Raw genomic sequence first — 24,061 nt, forward strand, 5'->3', positions numbered from 1 at the left:
ATGAATGCTGAAGACGCCTTGAAACTTGCTCGCCAGTTTATCGGGTTGCCCCTGGACAAGCGCCGGATGTTCCTGGCGGCGCTGGACAAGGAGGGCGTCGAGTTCAGCGGTTTCCCCATCCCCCAGGGCGTTGAAGCCGAAGATCGCCAAGCCTTGTCCTACGCCCAGCAGCGCATGTGGTTCCTCTGGCAGCTGGAGCCCGGCAGCGCGGCCTACAACCTGCCGGGGGCGGTGCGGCTCAAGGGCGCGTTGAGCCTGACGGCGCTGGAGCAGGCCTTCGCCAGCCTCGTCGCGCGTCACGAAACCCTGCGTACGGTGTTCCAGCGTCAGGCGGACGATAGCCTGTTGCAAGTGCCGACCTGCGCGCCGCTGCTGATCGAGCAACAGGATTTCAGTGCCTTGCCGGCCGCCGAGCGCGAACAGGCAGTGGCCGAGGCGGCGCAGCAACAGTCACTGCTGCCGTTCGATCTGGCGGTTGGGCCGCTGCTGCGGGTCAAGCTGCTCAAGCTCGACGAGCAGGAACACGTGCTGTTGCTGACCTTGCACCACATCGTCTCCGACGGCTGGTCGATGAACGTGCTGATCGACGAATTCATCCGCTGCTATGACGCCCATGAAGCGGGGCAGTCGCCGCAACTCGCGCCGCTGCCGATCCAGTACAGCGACTACGCCCTGTGGCAGCGCCGCTGGCTCGAAGCGGGCGAGCAGGCGCGGCAACTCGAGTATTGGCAGGCGCAACTGGGCAGCGAGCATCCGGTGCTCGAGCTGCCGACCGATCACTCGCGCCCGGCCATGCCGAGCTATCGCGGCAGTCGTCATGAGTTTGCCATCGACGCCGTTTTGGCGGAGCAACTGCGCAGCACCGCCCAGCAGCATGGCATCACGCTGTTCATGCTGTTGCTCGGTGCGTTCAATGTGCTGTTGCATCGCTACAGCGGCCAGTCCGATATCCGCGTCGGTGTGCCGATCGCCAACCGCAATCGCGATGAAATCGAAGGCCTGATCGGCTTCTTCGTCAACACCCAGGTGCTGCGCACCGAACTGGACGGGCAGACGCGGGTTGCCGATTTGCTGCGCGCAGTCAAAGAGACCGCGCTCGGTGCCCAGGCCCATCAGGACCTGCCATTCGAGCGTCTGGTCGAAGCCCTGAAGCTGGAACGCAGCCTCAGCCATACGCCGCTGTTCCAGGTGATGTACAACCATCAGCCGCACGTAGCCGACCTCACCACGGTCAGCACCGCGTCCGGGTTGGAACTCGGCATGCTCGACTGGCAGGGTCGCACCACCCAGTTCGACCTGACCCTGGACACCTACGAAAAGGCCGGCAAGCTGCACGCCGCGCTGACGTACGCCAACGACCTGTTCGAAGCGCCAACCATCGCGCGCATGGCCAGGCATTGGTTGCGTCTGCTGGCGGCGATGGTCGCTGATCCGTCGCAACGCATCGGCGAATTGCCGCTGCTCGACGCCGACGAGCACAGCACCCTGGTGCACGGTGGCAATGCCACGGCCCAACGCTATCCGACCGATCGCTGCATGCATCAACTGATTGAAGCCCAGGTGGCGCGCACCCCGGATGCTCCGGCGTTGTTGTTTGGCGAACAAAGCCTGAGCTACGCCCAACTGGATGCCCGCGCCAACCGCCTGGCCCATCTGCTGCGTGAGCGCGGTGTGCGGCCGGACACGCTGGTGGGGATCTGCGTCGAGCGTTCGGTGGAAATGGTGGTCGGCCTGCTGGCGATCCACAAGGCCGGTGGCGCCTATGTGCCGCTGGACCCGGAGTACCCGCAGGATCGCCTGGCCTACATGATCGAAGACAGCGGCATCGCGTTGCTGCTGACCCAGCGCTCGCTGGCGGCGGAGCTGCCAACCAATGGCGTCAGCGTGATTCTGCTCGATCAGCCGAGTGGCTGGCTCGACGGTTACAGCGAGCGTCGCCCCGAGGTGACGGTTGATCCGTTGAGTCTGGCCTATGTGATCTACACCTCCGGTTCCACTGGCAGACCCAAGGGCGCGGGCAACAGTCACGCGGCTCTGGTCAACCGTGTGTGCTGGATGCAGCAGGCTTACGGCCTGGATGACAGCGATGCGGTGTTGCAAAAAACGCCGTTCAGCTTCGACGTGTCGGTGTGGGAATTCTTCTGGCCGCTGATGGCTGGTGCGTGTCTGGTGGTGGCCGCGCCGGGTGCGCACCGCGACCCGCTGCAATTGATCGATATCATCAACCGTTACCGCATCAGCACGCTGCACTTCGTGCCGTCGATGCTGCAGGCGTTTATCCATGAGCCGGGCGTGCAAACCTGTGAAGGGCTAAGGCGCATCGTCTGCAGCGGCGAAGCCTTGCCGCTGGATGCGCAGAAACAGGTCTTCGCCAAACTGCCGAACGCCAGCCTCTACAACCTGTACGGGCCGACCGAAGCGGCCATCGACGTGACCCACTGGACATGCGTCGACGAAGGTGCCGATTGCGTGCCGATCGGTCGGCCGATCGCCAACCTGCGCACCCACGTGCTCGACGCCCAATTGGTGCCGGTGCCGTACGGCGTGCCTGGCGAGTTGTACCTGGGCGGAGCGGGGCTGGCGCGCAGTTATCACCAGCGCCCGGCGCTGACCGCCGAGCGTTTTGTGCCGTGCCCCTTCCATGACGGCGCGCGCCTGTACCGCACCGGCGACCGGGTGCGCCAGCGTGCCGACGGGGTGATCGAATACCTTGGCCGCCTCGACCATCAGGTCAAGCTGCGTGGCCTGCGCATTGAGCTGGGCGAAATCGAAACCCGCCTGATGCAGCACCCGCTGGTGCGCGAGGCGGTGGTGTTGGTGCAGGACGGCAAGCATCTGGTGGGTTATCTGGTGCTGGAAAACACCCACCCGCACGAGCAGTGGCAGCAGGACCTCAAAGCGTGGCTGCTGGGCAGTCTGCCGGAATACATGGTGCCGACCTACCTGATGCCGTTGGCCAGATTACCGGTCACCGCCAACGGCAAACTGGACCGCAAGGCCCTGCCGCAACCGGACGCGGCGCCGCAGCAGGCGTTCGTCGCGCCGCAGGATGCGCTGCAGATCGCGCTTGCTGAAATATGGCAGGACGTACTCGGGTTGGAGCGGGTCGGCCTCGAAGACAATTTCTTCGAGCTGGGCGGTGATTCGATCATCTCCATTCAAGTGGTGAGCCGTGCGCGGCAGGTCGGTATCGGCATCAATCCGCGTGATCTGTTCCAGTACCAGACCGTGCGCAGCCTGGCCCTGGTCGCCAGCCTCGACCATCACAGTGCGGTGGACCAGGGGCCTATCACCGGCGCGGCTCTCCTCGGGCCGATCCAGCAGCAGTTTTTCTCGCGGCCGATGAACGCCCGTGAGCACTGGAATCAGTCGCTGCTGCTGACCGCTCGCGAGCCCTTGAATGGGCAATGGCTCGATGCGGCGCTGACCTGCGTGATCAATCATCACGATGCCCTGCGCCTGCGCTTTGTGCCGGGCGCGGACGGCTGGCAGCAGAGCCACGGACTGCTGCGGCAAAGCGCTGATCTGTGGTTGCGCGATGCCCAATCCGCCGAGCAACTGAATGCGCTGTGCGACGAGGCGCAGCGCAGCCTCTCCCTGCAAGAAGGGCCGCTGTTGCGCGCCATGTTGGTGAATCTGGCCGACGGCAGTCAGCGGCTGGCGCTGGTCATCCATCACCTGGTGGTAGACGGTGTGTCGTGGCGGGTGTTGCTGGAAGATTTGCAGCAGGCTTACGAACAACTGGCGGCGGGTGGCGGCGTGACCTTGCCGGCCAAGACCAGCGCATTCCAGAGCTGGACCGCGCGTCTGAACGCCGAAGCGCCGCGCTTCGACGATCAGTTGGCCTACTGGAAAGCCCAGCACCAAGGCGCGCTGGACCTGCCGTGTGATCGGCCCCAAGGCAGCCTGGAAAATGCCCACGGCGCGAAGATCGAATGGCGTCTGGATGCCGAACTGACCCGACAATTGCTGCAACGGGCGCCTGCCGCGTATCGCACCCAGGTCAACGATCTGCTGCTGACCGCGCTGGCCCGCACCATCCGTCACTGGAGTGGGCAGCCGGACACGCTGATCGAACTGGAAGGTCATGGCCGTGAAGCGCTGTTCGATGACATCGACCTGACCCGGACGGTGGGTTGGTTCACCAGCCTGTTCGCGGTGAAACTGACGGCCAGCGACGATCTCGGTGGGTCGATCAAGGCGATCAAGGAACACCTGCGCGGCGTCCCGGACAAAGGCCTGGGTTATGGCGTGCTGCGTCATTTGGCGGCACCTTCGGTGCGCGCCGAACTGGCGGACCTGGCGCCACCGCGCATCACGTTCAACTATCTCGGCCAGTTCGACCGGCAGTTCGATGAGGCGGCGTTGTTCGTGCCCTCCAGCGAAGGCAGTGGCGTCGCCCAGGACCCGACGGCACCCCTGGCCAACTGGCTGACCGTGGAAGGTCAGGTCTATGGCGGCGAACTGGCGATGAGCTGGGGGTTCAGCCGTGAGATGTTCGACCGCGCGACCGTGCAGCAACTGGTCGATCGATACGCCATTGAGCTCAAGGCGCTGATCGAACACTGCGCCAACCTGGTCACGCCGCAAGCCACACCGTCGGATTTCCCGATGGCGCCTGTCACTCAGGCGCAACTCGACGGGCTGCCGGTGCCGGCCGGCCAGCTCGACGATCTCTATCCACTGTCGCCGATGCAACAGGGGCTGTTGTTCCACACCCTCTACGAGCAGGCCGCCGGTGAGTACGTCAACCAGTTGCGGGTGGACGTGCAAGGCCTGGACACCGAACGTTTCCGCGCCGCTTGGCAAGCCACCGTCGATGCGCAGGACATCTTGCGCAGCGGCTTCGTCTGGCAGGGGCAATTGCAGCAGCCGCTGCAGATCGTCCACAAGAAGGTGCAATTGCCATTCACGGTGCTGGACTGGCGCGAGCATAGTGATCCGTCGCAGGCCCTTGCCGCGCTGGCCGATAGCGAGCGAGCGCAAGGTTTCGATCTGAGCCAGGCGCCGCTGTTGCGCCTGGTGCTGGTGCAGACCGGCGCCGGGCAATGGCATTTGATCTACACCTATCACCACATCTTGATGGACGGCTGGAGCAATTCGCAGCTGCTCGGTGAGGTGATGCAACGCTACAGCGGCCGCACGTCGGCCAGCGCCATCGGGCGCTATCGCGATTACATCGCCTGGCTGCAACGTCAGGACGGGCAATTGAGCGAGGCGTTCTGGAGCGCTCAACTGGCGACTTTGCAGGAGCCGACCCGCTTGGCGCGAGTGATGTCCGCCAGTGAAATCCCCAGCGGTCATGGCGATCATTTCCAGACCTTGGATGTCCCGCGCACCCAGGCCCTGGAACAGTTTGCCCGCCAGCAGAAAGTCACCCTCAATACCCTGGTGCAAGCGGCGTGGCTGTTGTTGCTGCAACGCTATACCGGTCACGACTGTGTGGCCTTTGGTGCCACTGTGGCCGGGCGTCCGGCGGACTTGCCGGGCATCGAGCAACAGGTCGGCCTGTTCATCAACACGTTGCCGGTGATCGCCGCGCCGCGCCCGGATCAGTCGGTCGGCGCCTGGCTGCAAGCGGTGCAGGCGCAGAACCTGAGCCTGCGCGATTTCGAGCACACGCCGTTGGCCGACATCCAGCGCTGGGCCGGGCAGGGCGGCGAAGCGCTGTTCGACAACATCCTGGTGTTCGAAAACTACCCCATCGCTCAGGCCCTGCAAGAAGGCGCCGGGCAGGGCGTGGTGTTCGGTGAGGTCACTCACCAGGAGCAAACCCATTATCCGTTGAGTGTTGCGGTGACCATTGGCCAGAGCCTGGCGCTGCACTACAGCTTCGACCGGGCGCATTTCAGCCCGGCGGCCATCGCCGGCATCAGCGAGCACCTGTTGCAACTGCTGGAACGCTTCGCCGAATCGGCGCTGCGCAACCTGGGGGAAATCGCCTTGGCCGGCGCCGAGGAGCAGGCTCGGCAACAGGCGGCCAACCATCCGCAGCCATACCCGACCGACATTGCCGTACACCAGCGCATCGCCCATCTGGCAGCGCTAAACCCGCACAGCACGGCGGTGATCTTTGACGGTCAGCGTTTCAGTTATGGCGACATCGAGCGGCGGGCGAACCAATTGGCCCACGCACTGATGGCCCATGGTGTGGGCCCGGAAACCCGGGTCGGCGTGGCCTTGCCGCGCAGCGAAGGGGTGATTGTCGCGCTGCTGGCGGTGCTCAAGGCCGGAGGTGCTTATGTGTCGCTGGACACCGGCTATCCCCGTGAACGCCTGGCGTACCTGATCGAGGATTCAGGGCTGGCGTTGTTGCTCACCGACTCCCGGGTGTCGGCGCAGTTGCCGTTGGAAGGCGCCGCCCAGGTGCTGGAACTCGATCGCCTGGACCTGAGCCTGCAACCGGTGAGCGCACCGTCCGTCCAGATCGACCCGCAAAACCTCGCCTATGTGATCTACACCTCCGGTTCCACCGGAAATCCCAAGGGTGTGAGTGTGGCCCATGGTCCGCTGGCGATGCACTGCCAGGCCATCGGCGAGCGCTATGAAATGCACAGCAGCGATTGCGAATTCCATTTCATGTCCTTCGCTTTCGACGGTGCCCATGAGCGCTGGCTCACCAGCCTGACCCACGGTGCCTCCTTGCTGATTCGCGATGACAGCCTGTGGACCCCGGCACAAACCTACAACGCCCTGCGCGAGCACGCTGTGACGGTGGTGGCGTTCCCGCCGGTGTACCTGCAACAACTGGCCGAACACGCCGAGCGCGAAGGCAACCCGCCGAAGGTGCGGATCTATTGCTTTGGCGGCGATGCGGTGGCCAACGCCAGTTTCGAACGGGTCAAGCGTGCCTTGAATCCAGATTTCATCATCAACGGCTACGGCCCGACCGAAACCGTGGTCACGCCGCTGATCTGGAAAGCGGGTCGTGACGAGGTGTGCGCCGCCGCGTATGCGCCCATCGGCAGCCGCATCGGCGACCGCAGCGCTTACGTGCTGGACGCCGACCTGAACCTGCTGCCCCAAGGCATGGCCGGTGAGCTGTACCTGGGCGGCAGCGGTCTGGCTCGTGGTTACCTCAACCGCCCAGGCTTGACGGCCGAGCGGTTTATCGCCGACCCGTTCAGTGCTGGTGGTGGCTTGCTGTACCGCACCGGCGACCTGGTGCGCCAGCGCGCCGACGGCACGTTCGATTACCTGGACCGCATCGACAACCAGGTGAAGATTCGTGGTTTCCGTATCGAACTGGGAGAGGTCGAAGCCAGCCTGCAAGCCCTCGAGGGCGTGCGTGAAGCGGTGGTGGTCGCCCAGGAAGGCAGCGCCGGCAGCGGCAAGCGTCTGGTGGCCTATGTGGTGGCCGATGAATCAATGGCGCCGCGTGCCGATTTCACCGAGCACCTGCGCGACCAACTCAAGGCCACCCTGCCGGCGCACATGGTTCCGGCCTATCTGCTGCTGCTCGAACGCCTGCCACTGACCCCCAACGGCAAGCTCGACCGCAAGAACCTGCCCAAGCCTGACGTCAGTCAATTGCAGCAACGCTACGTGGCACCGCGCAGCACCCTGGAGCAGCAACTGGCGTCCATCTGGCAGGACGTGCTCAAGCTCGGGCAAGTCGGCCTGCGGGATAACTTCTTCGAACTGGGGGGCGATTCCATCGTCTCGATCCAGGTGGTCAGCCGCGCCCGTCAGACCGGTATTCACTTCACCCCCAAAGACTTGTTCCAGCACCAGACCATCGAAGCGTTGGCGGTAGTGGCGCGTTCGGGTGAAACCACGCACGTCATCGATCAAGGGCCGGTGAGCGGTACGCTGACCCTGTTGCCGGTGCAACGGCTGTTCTTCGGGCAGGCGATCCCTGAGCGTCAGCACTGGAACCAGGCGGTGATGCTCAAACCCACGCATGCTCTGGATGCCCGCGTGCTGGCGCAAGCCTTGAGCGCGCTGGTGGTGCACCACGATGGCCTGCGCTTGAGCTTCAGCGAACGCAGTGAGGGCTGGCAGGCCACTTACCGGTCCCCGGCCAGCCACTGCGCAGAGCTGCTTTGGGCGGTGGACGTGCCTGACGCCCAGGCGCTGGAAAACATTGCCAACCGCGCGCAACGCAGCCTGGACCTGCAAGACGGGCCACTGCTGCGGGCGGTGCTGGCGACGCTGGCCGATGGCAGCCAGCGGCTGTTGCTGGTGATCCATCACCTGGTGGTGGATGGCGTGTCGTGGCGGATTCTGTTTGACGATCTGCAAAGCGCCTACCGGCAACTGGCCGACGGCGGGATGCTGCAGTTGCCGGCGAAAACCACCTCGGCACAGGTCTGGACCGAACGTTTGCAAGGTTATGCCCGCAGCGCGTCGTTGCAGGAAGAACTGGCCTACTGGCAGACCCGGCTGGAGGGTGTCGATGGGCGGTTGCCGATGGACAATCCCCAGGGTGGCCAGCACAACCACCTCGCGCTGACGGTACGCACCCGGCTCAATGCTTCATTGACCCGCCAACTGCTGCAAGACGCGCCCAAGGCCTATCGCACCCAGGTCAATGATCTGCTGCTCACCGCTTTGGCCCGGGTCATGGTGCGCTGGACCGGCACCGACAGCGCGTTGATCCAGCTCGAAGGCCATGGCCGCGAAGCGTTGTTCGATGACGTGGACCTGACCCGCACCGTCGGTTGGTTCACCAGCCTGTACCCGGCCAGACTGACGCCGTCGATGGACCTGGGGACCTCTCTCAAGCAGATCAAGGAGCAGTTGCGCTCGATCCCCAACAAAGGCCTGGGTTTCGGTGCCTTGGCTCATCTGGCGGATAACCCGACGCAGGCGATCCTTGCCCGGCTGCCGGTACCGCAGCTGACCTTCAATTACCTGGGGCAGTTCGATGCCAGCTTCAGCGAAGCGCAAGGTGCCTTGTTCGTGCCGGCCAGCGAAGGCGCCGGCGATGAATTGAACGCCCAGGCTCCGCTGTCCAACGTCCTGGCGCTTAACGGCCAAGTGTTTGGCGGCGAACTGAACCTGGGCTGGACCTTCAGCCGCGAGCAGTTCAACGAAGCCACCGTTCAGGCCCTGGCCGACGATTACGCCCGCGAGCTGCAAGGCTTGATCGAACATTGCTGCCACGCCGAGCATGGCGGCGTGACGCCTTCGGACTTCCCCCTGGCCCGCCTGAACCAGCAGCAACTCGATGGATTGCCGGTGGCGATGGCGCAGATCGCCGACCTGTATCCACTGTCGCCGATGCAACAAGGGATGCTGTTCCATAGCGTCTACGGCGACGCCACGGGCGACTACATCAACCAATTGCGCCTGGATGTTGAAGGCCTGGAGCCGCAACGTTTCCGTCAAGCCTGGCAGGCGGCGGTGGACGCCCATGACATCCTGCGCACACGGTTTGTCTGGCAGGGTGACCTGCCAGATCCGGTGCAGATCGTCAGCAAGCAATTGGACTTGCCTTACCGCTTGCATGATTTGCGGGACGATGCGCAGCCCGATGAAACCTTGCAGGCCCTGGCCGAAGCCGAGCGTCGGCAGCTGGACCTGAGCGCGCCGGCCCTGTTGCGGCTGCTGATCGTGCGGCTCGATGAGCAGCGCTATCAGTTGATCTACACCCATCATCACATCCTGATGGACGGCTGGAGCAATTCCCAGTTGCTGGGGGAAGTGTTGCAGCGCTACAGCGGCCAGAGCGTCACGGTGCACGGCAGTCGTTACCGCGACTACATCGCCTGGCTGCAACGCCAGGATGGCGCCGCCAGCGAAGCGTTCTGGAGACCTGCGCTGCAACGTTTGGAGGCCCCGACGCGGCTGGCCGATGCCGTTGCTTCGCCGACCCAGACCGGCGCCGGTTATGGCGATCACGTGCAGGTTCTGGACGAGACGCTGACCCGCCGTCTGGAAGCTTTCGCCCGTGCCTCGAAAGTCACCGTCAACACGCTGGTGCAGGCCGCGTGGCTGCTGCTGTTGCAGCGTTACACCGGCAAAGACACCGTGGCCTTCGGCGCGACGGTGGCCGGTCGTCCGGCGGACTTGCCCGGTATCGAGCAGCAGATCGGCCTGTTCATCAACACCCTGCCGGTGATCGCCAGCCCTCGGGCCGAGCAGTCCCTGGACAGTTGGCTGCAAGCGGTACAAGCACAGAACCTGGCGCTGCGCGAGTTYGAGCACACCGCGTTGCTGGACATCCAGCGCTGGGCCGGGCAGGGCGGTGAAGCGCTGTTCGACAGTTTGCTGGTGTTCGARAACTAYCCGATTGCCCARGCCTTGGAACAGGGCGCACCGGACGGTTTGCGCTTTGGCCCGGCGCTCACCCAGGAACAAACCAGCTACCCATTGACGCTGTTGGTGGGGTTGGATCGGCAACTGTCGGTGCACCTGAGCTACCAGCAGGCGAGCTTCTCGGCGGCCACGGTAGAACGGCTGGCGACCCATCTGGTTCAGTTGCTGGGCCAGATGACCGATAGCGGCGAGCGTTGCTTGGGTGAACTGTCGATGCTGGAGTTCGATGAGCATCAGCGCCTGACCCACGACTGGAATCCGGTTGATGCGCCCTTTGAACAAGCGCTGTGCATTCACCAGATGATTGCTCGCCAGGCCGAGGCCACACCGGATGCCCTGGCGGTGACCTTCGCCAATACCCGACTGAGCTACAGCGAAGTCGATGGCCGCGCCAATCGCTTGGCCCACAAACTCATCGAAATGGGCGTGGGCCCGGAAGTGCGTGTGGGCGTGGCGATGCCGCGCTCCGAGCACCTGCTGATCGCCTTGCTGGCGGTGCTCAAGGCCGGCGGCGCCTACGTGCCGCTGGACCCGGATTACCCGGCCGAACGCGTGGCCTACATGCTCGACGACAGCCGCGCGCGGGTGTTGCTGACTGAACAATCCGTGGCGGCAACGCTGAGCGTGCCGGCCGAAACCGCTGTGCTCATGCTGGATCAGCTCGACCTGGCGGACTACCCATTGAGCGCACCGCGCACAACCGTGACGCCCGACAACCTCGCCTACGTGATCTACACCTCCGGTTCCACCGGCCAGCCCAAGGGCGTGGCGATTGCCCATCGCAACGTGCTGGCGCTGATCGACCTGGTGGATGCGCTGTATCAGCACCCCATCGGTGGGAGRGAGCCAGTGGAAGCAAAACCAGTAGGAACAGAGCCTGTGGGAGCAAAGCTTGCTCGCGATAGCATCCTATCGGCTGGCCCATGTGTAACTGACCCACCACCATCGCGAGCAAGCTTTGCTCCCACAGACTGTGCTTCCACAGGAGTGCTCCCACAAGGGATTGAGCACGTCTACGACCTTTACGGCCCCTCGGAAGACACCACCTATTCCACCTGGACCCGCCGCACCGCCGGCGGCACGGCGAACATTGGCCGGCCCGTCAAGCACACCGCCAGCTACCTGCTCGACGCCAACCTGCAAGCGGTGCCCCAGGGCGTTTCAGCCGAGCTGTACCTGAGCGGCGCGGGCATCACCCGTGGCTACCTCGGCCGCGCAGCGATGACCGCCGAGAAGTACGTACCCAACCCGTTTTCCACAACCGGCGAACGTCTGTACCGCACGGGTGACTTGAGCCGTTATCGCGCCGATGGCGTGCTCGAATATCAGGGCCGCATCGACCATCAGGTGAAGATCCGCGGCTTCCGCATCGAGTTGGGAGAAATCGAAGCACGGCTGCTGCAACAGCCCCAGGTGCGTGAGGTGGCGGTGCTGGCCCAGGACGTGTCGGGCGGCCAGCAACTGGTGGCCTACGTGGTCGCTCCGTCCCTGAATCTGGATGACACCGAGGAGCAACGCGCACTGCGCGATGAACTCAAGGCCAGGCTCAAGGAGCACCTGCCCGACTACATGATCCCGACCCATCTGCTGTTCCTCGAGCAATTGCCGCTGACCCCCAACGGCAAGCTCGACCGCAAGGCCCTGCCGGCTGTGGACACTGGCTGGTTGCAGGCCGGTTATGTCGCTCCGGTCACTGAGCTTGAGCAGCAGGTCGCGGCGATCTGGGCACAGGTGCTCACGGTGCAGCGCGTGGGCCTGAACGATCACTTTTTCGAGCTGGGCGGCCATTCGCTGCTGGCGGTCAATGTCGTCTCGCGCATGGCGCTCGAACTGGGGTTGACCCTGACCCCGCAACTGATTTTCCAGCACCCCGTCCTGAGGGATTTTGTCGCGCAACTGGACACCGGGGATGCGCCAATCAATGAACAGAAACTCAGCAAGCTGCAAGCTCTGCTTGATGAAATGGAGGAAGTCTGATGGACAAGAGTGTTGCTTTGACGATTGCCAAGCGCTTTATCACTCTGCCGCTGGACAAACGTAAGCTGTACCTGGAGAAAATGCTCGAAGAGGGCGTCTCGCCGGCCAATCTGCCGATTCCCCAGGTCCGTCTCGGGTTCGAACACATCCCGCTCTCCTACGCCCAGGAACGTCAATGGTTCCTCTGGCAAATGGATCCCCACAGCTCGGCTTACCACATCCCCAGTGCCCTGCGCCTCAAAGGGCAGTTGGACGTGCCGGCCCTGGAGCGCAGTTTCAACGCACTGCTCGAGCGCCACGAAAGCTTGCGCACCACCTTCGGCGAGAACGGCGAGCAGACCGTGCAGGTTATCCACCAGCATATGTCCCTGGGCATCGCCGTGCAGGCCTTGCCCGCCGCTCCGTCGGCCAGCGAGGACGACGCCATCAAGGCGTTCGTCGAGGCTGAAACCGCACGCCCGTTCGATTTGCGCCAGGGGCCGTTGCTGCGGGTTTCGCTGTTGAAAATCGCCGAGGACGACCACGTGCTGGCGCTGATCCAGCACCACATCATTGCCGATGGCTGGTCGATGCAGGTGCTGGTGGATGAGCTGGTGCGTCACTACGCGGCCGACACCGCCGGCCAGCCGTTGGCGTTGCCAGCGCTGAGCGTGCAATACGCCGACTATGCGATCTGGCAGCGTCACTGGCTCGAGGCCGGTGAGCGTGAGCGGCAGTTGGCCTATTGGGTGCAGACCCTGGGCGACGAACAACCGGTATTGGAGTTGCCCCTCGATCATCCGCGCCCGCCCGTGCAGAGTTTTCGCGGTGCGCGCCTGGACCTGAACCTGCCGCCGGAACTGGGCGCGGCGCTCAAACAGTTGGCCCGGCGCGAAGGCGCCAGTCTGTTCATGGTCTTGCTGGCCTCGTTCCAGGCCTTGTTGCACCGCTACAGCGGCCAGCCGCAGATCCGCGTCGGCGTGCCGGTGGCTAACCGCAATCGGGTCGAGACCGAGGGTCTGATCGGCTTTTTCGTCAACACCCAGGTGCTCAACGCCCATGTGGATGGACAACTGCCGTTCGACCGTTTGCTCGCGCAGGTCAAGCAGTCGGCCATGGCGGCCCAGGCTCATCAGGACTTGCCGTTCGAGCAGTTGATCGAGGCCCTGCAACCTGAGCGCAGCCTCAGCCACAGTCCGATCTTCCAGGTCATGTTCAACCACCAGACCGCCAGCGACACCCAGGACCGGCAACTGCAACTGCCGCACTTGAGCGTCGAAGATCTGGTGTGGGAAGGGCGCACCGCCCAGTTCGATCTGACCCTGGGCACTTATGAAACCGGGCAGGGTGTCGCGGCGGAGCTGACCTACGCCACCGACCTGTTCGAACCCCACACCATCGAACGCCTGGCCCGCCACTGGCAGAACCTGTTGCAGGGCATCGTCGATGCGCCGCAGCAGCGCATCGGTGAGTTGCCGCTGCTCGACACCGCCCAGCAGCGCCGCACACAGCAAGACTGGCACCGCGTGGTCGACCATGGCAGCGACGCCCTGTGCGTGCACCAGCGCATCGCCGAACAGGCGCGGATAACGCCTGATGCACTGGCGCTGAGCATTGATGGCCAGACCTTGAGCTACGGGCAACTGGAGGCCTGCGCCAACCAGCTCGCCCACCGCTTGATTGGCCTGGGCGTGACGCCGGACCAGCCGGTGGGCATCGCGGTGCAGCGCAGCGCCGAGATGCTTGTCGGCCTGCTGGCGATTCTCAAGGCCGGCGGCGCTTATGTGCCGCTGGACCCGGCGTACCCCGAGGATCGCCTGGCCTACATGATCCAGGACAGCGGCATCGAGTTGCTGCTGACCCAGGCCCGCTTGCAGGCTCAACTGCCGATCCCGGCGACCCTGCGCACCCTGTTGCTGGACCAGCCGGACGCCGCGTGGCAGGCCGCACCGTCCACATGCCCGGCGGTGCCATTGACCACCGAGCACCTGGCCTACGTCATCTACACCTCCGGGTCCACCGGTAAACCCAAGGGCGTCATGGTCCGCCATGGCGCGCTGAGCAACTTCGTCACCAGCATGATCGCCCGGCCAGGCATCACGGCCAGCGATCGCATGCTGTCGCTGACGACGTTTTCCTTCGACATTTTTGGCCTGGAAATCTACGGGCCGTTGTCGGCCGGCGCCAGCGTGGTGCTGACCGGCCAGGACGTGCATCAGGATCCACAAGCGGTGCTGGCGCTGATCGAGCGTCACGACGTGAGCGTGCTGCAAGCCACACCTTCGAGCTGGCGCATGTTGCTGGATCATGAGCACTCGGCGGTGCTGGCCGGTCGCACGTTCCTCTGCGGCGGCGAGGCGTTGCCCCTGGAGTTGGCGCAACGACTGCTGGCACTTTCGCCGAAGGTCTGGAATCTCTATGGCCCGACCGAAACCACGATCTGGTCGGCGGTGCATCCGCTGAGTCTGGAAAACAGCCGTCCGTTCCTGGGCAAGCCGCTGGACAACACCGCCCTGTACATCGTAGGCAGTGACCTGACGCTCAACCCTCCGGGCGCGCCGGGTGAGTTGCTGATCGGCGGCGACGGGCTGGCCCGCGGCTACTTTCAACGTCCGGCGTTGACCGCCGAACGTTTTGTGCCTGACCCGTTCTCCACCTGTGGCGAGCGGCTGTACCGCACCGGCGACCTGACCCGTTATCGGGCCGAAGGCGTGGTCGAGTACATCGGACGCATCGACCATCAGGTCAAGATTCGCGGCTTGCGTATCGAGCTGGGTGAAATCGAAGCCGCATTGCTGGCCCAGGACACTGTGCGGGAAACCGTGGTGGTGGCCCATGAGGCCCCGACCGGTGCGCAACTGGTGGGTTACGTGGTGCTCGCGATCGGTGAAGCAGCGGACGAGGCTTCGTTACGCGCTTCGCTCAAGGCCGCGCTCAAGGCGCAATTGCCCGAGTACATGGTTCCGGCGCACTTGGTGTTCCTGGCACAACTGCCGCTGACGCCCAATGGCAAGGTCGATCGCAAGGCGTTGCCGGCGCCCGATGTGGGCGAAGTGCAGCGGCTTTACGTGGCGCCCCGCAGTCAGCGTGAGCAACAGGTGGCGGCGATCTGGCAGGAGGTGCTCAAGCTTGAGCGGGTAGGGCTGGAGGACAACTTCTTCGAATTGGGCGGGCACTCGCTGCTGGTCACCCAGGTGGTGTCTCGGGTCCGTCGAGCGTTGGCTATCGAGGTGCCGCTGCGCAGCCTGTTCGAACACAGCACGTTGCAGGACTTCGTCAATGCCCTCGACGCCGGCCAAGGCGAACTGGCGCCTGCGATGGTGCCGGTGTCGCGTGACGCACCGCTGCCGCTGTCGTTTGCCCAGGAACGCCAGTGGTTCCTGTGGAAAATGGACCCCGACAGCGCCGCCTACAATATTCCGACCGCGCTGCGGATGCGCGGTGCGCTGGACAAAATCGCCTTGCGCCAGAGTTTTGAAGCGCTGCTGCAACGTCACGAAAGCCTGCGCACAGCGTTCGTGGAGGACGATGGCCGCACCTGCCAGGTGATTCGCCCGCAAGGGCAGGTCCACTTCGTCGAGCAACGCCTGGCAGTGGCTGACGAGGCCAGTATTCAGGCGTTCCTCGAGCAGCAGACGCAACGCCCGTTCGACCTGCTGAGCGAGGCGCTGTTGCGCGTGGCGCTGCTGGAGTTGAGCGAGCAGGAGCACATTCTGGTCCTGACCGTGCATCACATCGTTGCCGACGCCTGGTCGTTGCAGGTGATGGTCGACGACCTGATGAGCCTGTATTCGGCGTTCATTCAGGAACAGCCTGCGCAGTTGCCGCCTCTGGCGGTGCAATACGCCGACTATGCCGTCTGGCAGCGGCAATGGATGGCCGCCGGCGAACGGGAGCGACAACTGGCCTACTGGACCGGGCAACTGGGCAGCGAGCAACCGCTGTTGGAGCTGCCCACGGACCATCCGCGCCCGGCGCAGCAAAGCCTGCGCGGCGCGCGTTTGCCGATTGTGCTGGATCGCTCGCTGAGCGACGCCCTCAAAGCCCTGGCCCGACGGGAAAACGTCACGCTGTTCGTGCTGTTGCTCGGTTCTTTCCAGGCGCTGCTACATCGCTACAGCGGTCAGGCCGACATCCGCGTCGGGGTGCCGATTGCCAACCGTCATCGCCTGGAAACCGAGCGGTTGATCGGTTTCTTCGTCAATACCCAGGTGCTGCGGGCCGAATTCCACCGTGATCTGACCGGTGCGGATTTGCTGCAACAACTCAAGCAGACAGCCATGGCGGCGCAGATGCATCAGGACCTGCCGTTCGAGCAATTGGTCGATGCCTTGCAACCGCAGCGCAACCTGAGCCACAGCCCGTTGTTCCAGGCCATGTTCAACCACCGCAACGAAACCGGTGCGGCACTGGCCAATGCCTTGCCAGGCCTGGCGGTCGAACCGCTTGGCTGGGAACAGCGCACCGCACAATTCGACCTGAGCCTGGATACCAGCGATAGCCCGCAAGGCCTGCACGCCGCCCTGACCTACGCCACGGATCTGTTTGAGCCGGCCACCATCGAGCGCATGGGCCGGCATTGGCTCAACTTGTTGCAAGGCCTGGTGCAGGACCTGCATCGGCCCGTTGCGCAGTGGGCGCTACTGGATGCTGACGAACGGCGGCGGATGCTGCTCGACTGGAACGCGACGACGGCGCAATACCCCCTCGATCGCAGTGTGCATGGGTTGATCGAAGAGCAGGTGCGGCGAACCCCGGACGCCCCGGCGCTGGTTTTCGGCGAGCAACGCCTGACGTATGCCCAGCTCAATGCTCGGGCCAATCGCTTGGCTCACCGGCTGATCGAGCAGGGTGTCGGTCCGGATGTGCTGGTGGGCATTGCCGTGGAGCGTTCCGTGGAAATGGTGCTGGGGCTGTTGGCGATTCTCAAGGCCGGCGGTGCCTACGTGCCGCTGGACCCGGAATATCCACGGGAGCGCCTGGCCTATATGTTCGAAGACAGCGGTATCGGTTTGCTGCTGACCCAAAGCCACTTGCTCGAACAATTGCCGATCCCGCCGGGGCTGCGCAGCCTGGTGCTGGAGCTGCCCGATGATGGGCTGCAAGCAGGCCGCGACGCCAATCCGCACGTCAGACTCGACGGCGAAAACCTGGCGTATGTGATCTACACCTCGGGTTCCACCGGCAAGCCCAAGGGCGCGGGTAATCGTCATTCGGCGTTGGTCAATCGGCTGTGCTGGATGCAGGACGCGTATCGGCTGGAGGCGGACGACAGCGTGCTGCAAAAAACGCCGTTCAGTTTCGACGTGTCGGTCTGGGAGTTTTTCTGGCCGCTGCTGACCGGCTCGACGCTGGTGGTGGCCGCGCCGGGCGCTCATCGCGACCCGACACAACTGATCGAACTGATCACCGCGCAGCGCATCACCACGCTGCACTTCGTGCCCTCGATGTTGCAGGCTTTCCTGCAAGACCCACACGTGGCCGAATGCACCAGCCTGAAACGCATCGTGTGCAGCGGCGAAGCCTTGCCGGTGGATGCGCAGCAGCAGGTGTTTGCCAAACTGCCGAACGCCGGCCTGTACAACCTCTACGGTCCGACCGAGGCGGCCATCGACGTGACCCATTGGACCTGTGTCGAGGAGGGGCGCGACAGCGTGCCGATCGGTCAACCGATTGCCAACCTGGGCACCTGCATCCTCGATGATGAACTGTCACCGGTGCCAGTGGGGGTGATCGGCGAGCTGTACCTGGCGGGCGAGGGCCTGGCCCGTGGTTACCATCGACGTCCGGCGCTGACGGCCGAGCGGTTCGTGACCGGCCCCTTCGGCAATGGTCAGCGCCTGTATCGCACCGGCGACCTGGCGCGCTACCGCGCCGATGGCGTGATCGAATACGCCGGGCGGATGGATCATCAGGTGAAGATCCGTGGCTTGCGCATCGAGTTGGGTGAAATTGAAGCGCGCCTGGCCGAGCACGACGACGTGCGTGAAGCCGTTGTCATCGCTCAGGACGGGAGCTTGCTGGTGGCCTACGTGGTGCCGGCGCGCGCCGAGTTGCTGGCCGCCGAAGACATCGTTCGCCAGACACTGCAAGGTCATCTCAAGGAGCATTTGAGCCAGGCCTTGCCCGACTACATGGTGCCGCAGCACTGGTTGTGGCTGGAAAAAATGCCCGTCAGCCCCAACGGCAAACTGGAGCGCAAGGCGCTGCCCAAGGCCGATATCACCGCCAACCCCAAGGCTTACATCGCACCGGTCACCGCCATCGAACAGGCGTTGGCCGGTATCTGGCAAAGCGTGCTCGGGCGCGGGCAAGTGGGGCTCAGCGACAACTTCTTCGAGCTGGGGGGCGATTCGATTGTCTCCATCCAGATGGTCAGCCGGGCCCGTCAGGCAGGCATCCATTTTAGCCCCAAGGATCTGTTCATACATCAGACCATCCAGGGTCTGGCCAGCGTGGCGACCCTGGGTGACAGCGGGCTGGCTATCGATCAGGGGCCGGTGACGGGAGAGACGCTGCTGCTGCCGTTCCAGCAATGGTTTTTCGACCAGCCCATGGCCGAGCCTCATCACTGGAACCAGTCGGTGCTGCTCAAGGGGTTGCGGCCTTTACACGCCGGGCATCTGGAGCAGGCGTTGCAGGCATTGGTTGCCCATCACGATGCCTTGCGCCTGGCCTTCAGGCGTGAGGACGACGCCTGGACCGCTCGCCATCAAACACTCGCTGAACAGCAGGCGATCTGGCGTCGCTCACCGCTGTTGTGGACGGCTGAGGTGGCAGATGCCCCGGCGCTGGAGCGCCTGGCCGAACAAGCCCAGCGCAGCCTGGACCTGGAAAGCGGCGCGTTGTTGCGCGGTGTCCTGGCGAACCTGGCCGATGGCAGCCAACGGCTGTTGCTGGTGATCCATCACATGGTGGTGGACGGGGTGTCCTGGCGCATTCTGCTGGAAGACCTGCAACAGGCTTATGAACAATTGCAGGCCGGCCAGACCCCGAAACTGCCGGCCAAGACCAGCGCCACCCAGGCCTGGGCGCAACGCTTGAAAACCCATGCGGGCAGTGCAGCGTTCCAAACCCAGATGGCGTACTGGCAAGGGCAACTTGAGGGCGCTCGCGGCGATTTGCCCTGTGACCGGCCGCAGGGCGAACTGCGCAGGTGTCATGGGGCGCAGGTCCAGACGCGGCTGGATAAAAACCAGACCCGCCAACTCTTGCAGCAAGCGCCAGCGGCCTATCGCACCCAGGTCAACGATCTGCTCCTGACGGCCCTGGCCCGGGTGATCGGTCGCTGGACCGGGGAGGCCTCGACCTTGATTCAGTTGGAGGGCCATGGCCGCGAGGCTCTGTTCGATGATCTGGATTTGAGCCGCAGCGTCGGCTGGTTCACCAGCCTGTTTCCGGTCCGGTTGACACCGGCCGTGACCACCGAGGATTCGATCAAGGCCATCAAGGAGCAATTGCGCGCGATACCCGACAAGGGCCTCGGATTCGCCGTGCTGCGCTACCTGGGTGATGAGCCGACGCGGTGTGCCCTGCAGGCGTTGCCGGTGCCACGCATCACCTTCAACTATCTGGGCCAGTTCGACAGCGGATTTGCTGATGACGCCGCTGGGCTGTTTGTTCCGGCCGGCGAATCGGCGGGCGCGCCACAGAGCCCGCTGGCGCCGCTGGACAATTGGCTGACGCTCAATGGCAGCGTCTACGCGGGTGAGTTGAGCATCGACTGGACATTCAGCACGCAGATGTTCGATGAGTCGACGATCCAGGCGCTGGCCCTGGATTACGCTCAGGAGCTGCAGGCGTTGATCGAGCACTGCTGCCAGACCCGGCATCAGGGCTTCACACCGTCGGACTTCCCGCTGGCCGGGTTGACTCAGGCCCAGCTGGACACGTTGCCGCTGGCTGCGCGGCAGATCGAAGACATCTATCCGTTGTCGCCCATGCAGCAAGGCATGCTGTTCCATACGCTGTATGAGCAGCAGGCCGGCAATTACATCAATCAACTGCGTGTTGATGTCGCAGGCTTGGACGTCGAGCGCTTCCGCCAGGCCTGGCAGGCGGCCATGGACACCCATGAAGTGCTGCGCAGCAGTTTCGTCTGGGACGGTGATTTCAAGCGGGCGTTGCAGGTTGTACACAAGCAGATGGAGGTTGCATTCCTGTTCCACGATGGAGGCGCCGCAGCGAATCCATCCCAGGATCTGGACGCCCTGGCGTTGGCGCAGCGCCAGCAGGGTTTCGAGCTGGATGCGGCGCCGCTGTTGCGCTTGCTGGTGGTGCGCGTGGCAGAGGACCGCTATCACATGATCTACACCAGCCATCACATTCTGATGGACGGCTGGAGCAACTCGCAGTTGCTGGGGGAAGTGTTGCAGCGCTACGGCAGCCAACCCGTCGTTGCATCTGGCAGCCGCTACCGGGACTACATCGCCTGGCTGCAACGCCAGGATGGCGCCGCCAGCGAAGCGTTCTGGAAGCCCGCGCTGCAACGTTTGGAGGCCCCGACGCGGCTGGCCGATGCCATTGCGCAGTCCGGGGAGGCCGACACGGGCTACGGCGATCACGTGCAGGTCCTGGACGAGACGCTGACCCGCCGTCTGGAAGCTTTCGCCCGTGCCTCGAAAGTCACCGTCAACACGCTGGTGCAGGCCGCGTGGCTGCTGCTGTTGCAGCGTTACACCGGCAAAGACACTGTGGCCTTCGGCGCGACGGTGGCTGGTCGTCCGGCGGACTTGCCCGGTATCGAGCAGCAGATCGGCCTGTTCATCAACACCCTGCCGGTGATCGCCAGCCCTCGGGCCGAGCAGTCCCTGGACAGTTGGCTGCAAGCGCTACAAGCACAGAACCTGGCGCTGCGCGAGTTTGAGCACACCGCGTTGCTGGACATCCAGCGCTGGGCCGGGCAGGGCGGTGAAGCGCTGTTCGACAGTTTGCTGGTGTTCGAGAACTACCCGATTGCCCAGGCCTTGGAACAGGGCGCACCGGACGGTTTGCGCTTCAGGGCGGTGAAGCGCTGTTCGACAGTTTGCTGGTGTTCGAGAACTACCCGATTGCCCAGGCCTTGGAACAGGGCGCACCGGACGGTTTGCGCTTTGGCCCGGCGCTCACCCAGGAACAAACCAGCTACCCATTGACGCTGTTGGTGGGATTGGATCGGCAACTGTCGGTGCACATAAGCTACCAGCAGGCGAGCTTCTCGGCGGCCACGGTAGAACGGCTGGCGACCCATCTGGCTCAGTTGCTGGGACAGATGACCGATGGCGGCGAGCGTTGCCTGAGTGAACTGTCGATGCTGGAGTTCGATGAGCATCAGCGCCTGACCCACGACTGGAATCCGCTGGACGCGCCGTTCGAGCAAAACCTGTGCATCCATCAGATGATTGCTCGCCAGGCCGAGGCCACGCCGGACGCCCTGGCGGTGACCTTCGCCAATACCCGACTGAGCTACAGCGAACTCGATGGCCGCGCCAATCGCCTGGCCCACAAACTCATCGAAATGGGCGTGGGCCCGGAAGTGCGTGTGGGCGTGGCGATGCCGCGCTCCGAGCACCTGCTGATCGCCTTGCTGGCGGTGCTCAAGGCCGGTGGCGCCTACGTGCCGCTGGACCCGGATTACCCGGCCGAGCGCGTGGCCTACATGCTCGACGACAGCCGCGCGCGGGTGTTGCTGACTGAACAATCGGTGGCGGCGACGCTGAGCGTGCCGGCCGAAACCGCTGTGCTCATGCTGGATCAGCTCGACCTGGCGSACTACCCATTGAGCGCACCGCGCACAACCGTGACGCCCGACAACCTCGCCTACGTGATCTACACCTCCGGRTCCACCGGCCAGCCCAAGGGCGTGGCGATTGCCCATCGCAACGTGCTGGCGCTGATCGACTGGTCCAGATCGGTCTACAGCCGCGATGACATCCAGGGCGTGCTCGCMTCGACCTCGGTGTGCTTCGACTTGTCGGTGTGGGAGCTGTTCGTGACCCTGGCCAACGGCGGTTCGCTGATCATCGCRCGCAACGCCCTGGAGCTGCCGCAACTGCCGGCCCGCGATCAAGTACGGRTGATCAACAGCGTGCCCTCGGCCATRGCCGCGTTGCAGCGCAGCGGCGAGATTCCGGCCAGCGTGCGCATCATRAACCTGGCCGGTGAACCGCTGAAGCAAAGCCTGGTGGATGCGCTGTATCAGCACCCCATCGGTGGGAGCGAGCCAGTGGAAGCAAAACCAGTAGGAACAGAGCCTGTGGGAGCAAAGCTTGCTCGCGATAGCATCCTATCGGCTGGCCCATGTGTAACTGACCCACCGCCATCGCGAGCAAGCTTTGCTCCCACAGACTGTGCTTCCACAGGAGTGCTCCCACAAGGGATTGAGCACGTCTACGACCTTTACGGCCCCTCGGAAGACACCACCTATTCCACCTGGACCCGCCGCACTGCCGGCGGCACGGCGAACATCGGCCGGCCCGTCAAGCACACCGCCAGCTACCTGCTCGACGCCGACCTGCAAGCGGTGCCCCAGGGCGTTTCAGCCGAGCTGTACCTGAGCGGCGCGGGTATCACCCGTGGCTACCTCGGCCGCGCCGCGATGACCGCCGAGAAGTACGTACCCAACCCGTTTTCCACAACCGGCGAACGGCTGTACCGCACGGGTGACTTGAGCCGTTATCGCGCCGATGGCGTGCTCGAGTATCAGGGCCGCATCGACCATCAGGTGAAGATCCGCGGCTTCCGCATCGAGTTGGGAGAAATCGAAGCACGGCTGCTGCAGCAACCCCAGGTGCATGATGTAGCGGTGCTGGCCCAGGACGCTCCGGGCGGTCAGCAACTGGTGGCCTACGTGGTTGCTTCGGCGTTGCAAGCGGACGAAAGCAGTGCGCGCGCCCAGCTCAAGGCAGGCCTCAAGGAGCATCTGCCCGACTACATGATCCCGACGCACCTGTTGTTCCTCGAACACCTGCCCCTGACGCCCAACGGCAAACTCGACCGCAAGGCCCTGCCAGCCGTGGATACCGGGTTATCGCAAAGTGGTTACGAGGCACCCGAGGGTGAGCTGGAGCAACAGATTGCCGGTGTCTGGCAAGAGGTGCTGGAGCTGGAACAGGTCGGTCGCAACGACCACTTCTTCGAGCGCGGTGGTCACTCATTGCTGGCGACCCAGGCCGTTTCACGCTTGCGTAAGCTGACCGGCTATCCGCTGAGCCTGCGTGACCTGTTCGATCATCCGCAGCTCAAGGCGCTGGCGGCGCTGATGGCCGGCTCCGTCGATGGACCGGTCCGGGCGAGCGATTCCCGTGGGGTGTGGCTCCAGGCCCATGGGCCACGCCGTTCCGCGCCGCTGTCGTTGGTGCAGCGACGTTTGTGGGTCGCCGAACAATTGTCCGGCGGCACTTCGGCGTATGGCATGCCCATGGCGCTGCGCCTGTGCGGCGAGTTGTCGGTGGAGCGTCTGATGAGCAGCTTTGCCGACGTGGTACGCCGTCATGACGTATTGCGCACTGCGTATCGCCAAAACGAAGAAGGGGATCCGATGGCGCTGATTGCCGATGAGGTCCGACTGGACTTCCCGGTGATCGACCTGTCTGGTCTGTCGCCCAGTGCCCGGCAGGAACAGGTGGCCCAGGCGACGCTGGAAAATGCCCGCACCCCGATCGATCTGGAGCAGGCACCGCTGCTGCGCGGGCGGATTCTGCACCTGGGGCCGACCGAACATGTGTTGCTCTACGCCATGCATCACATCATCTCCGATGGCTGGTCGATGGGGCTGCTGATCAACGAACTGGTGCAGGTCTACGAGGCATCCCTCAAGGGTGAACCGATGCCGTTGGCGCCCCTGGAGATTCAGTACCATGAC

Annotated in this window: 3 protein-coding genes (1 of these 3 cut by a window edge); all 3 read left to right on the top strand. The window is 64.1% G+C overall.

Annotated elements, in window-relative coordinates; all coding sequences use genetic code 11:
• Tightly spaced (each overlapping or abutting the next), the 3 genes in view from CRX69_RS14380 to CRX69_RS28240 form a layout consistent with a single transcriptional unit that may run on beyond the window.
• Entirely contained in the window at positions 1-12,240 is a 12,240-nt protein-coding gene (locus CRX69_RS14380) for a non-ribosomal peptide synthetase (RefSeq protein WP_107322203.1), read from the top strand.
• Positions 12,240-21,353 carry an amino acid adenylation domain-containing protein gene (locus CRX69_RS14385; RefSeq protein WP_420821171.1) on the top strand — a complete coding sequence of 3,038 codons (9,114 nt, stop codon included), beginning with the start codon at positions 12,240-12,242 and terminating at the stop codon, positions 21,351-21,353. The genes CRX69_RS14380 and CRX69_RS14385 overlap by 1 nt, the downstream gene beginning before the upstream one ends.
• A protein-coding gene (locus tag CRX69_RS28240) for a condensation domain-containing protein (protein WP_420821172.1) crosses the window boundary here: on the top strand, positions 21,251-24,061 show its 5' portion. 1,929 nt of this gene lie beyond the right edge of the window; only the first 2,811 of its 4,740 coding nucleotides appear in the window; the start codon lies at positions 21,251-21,253; the stop codon falls past the right edge of the window. Before CRX69_RS14385 ends, CRX69_RS28240 begins: the two co-directional genes overlap by 103 nt.

The sequence above is a fragment of the Pseudomonas rhizophila genome (genome assembly GCF_003033885.1).
Classification (GTDB): Bacteria; Pseudomonadota; Gammaproteobacteria; order Pseudomonadales; family Pseudomonadaceae; genus Aquipseudomonas; species Aquipseudomonas rhizophila.

Coding starts and splice junctions, on each gene's coding strand:
- CRX69_RS14385 (WP_420821171.1), top strand. CDS start 12,240: ATGGACAAGAGTGTTGCTTTGACGATTGCCAAGCGCTTTATCACTCTG.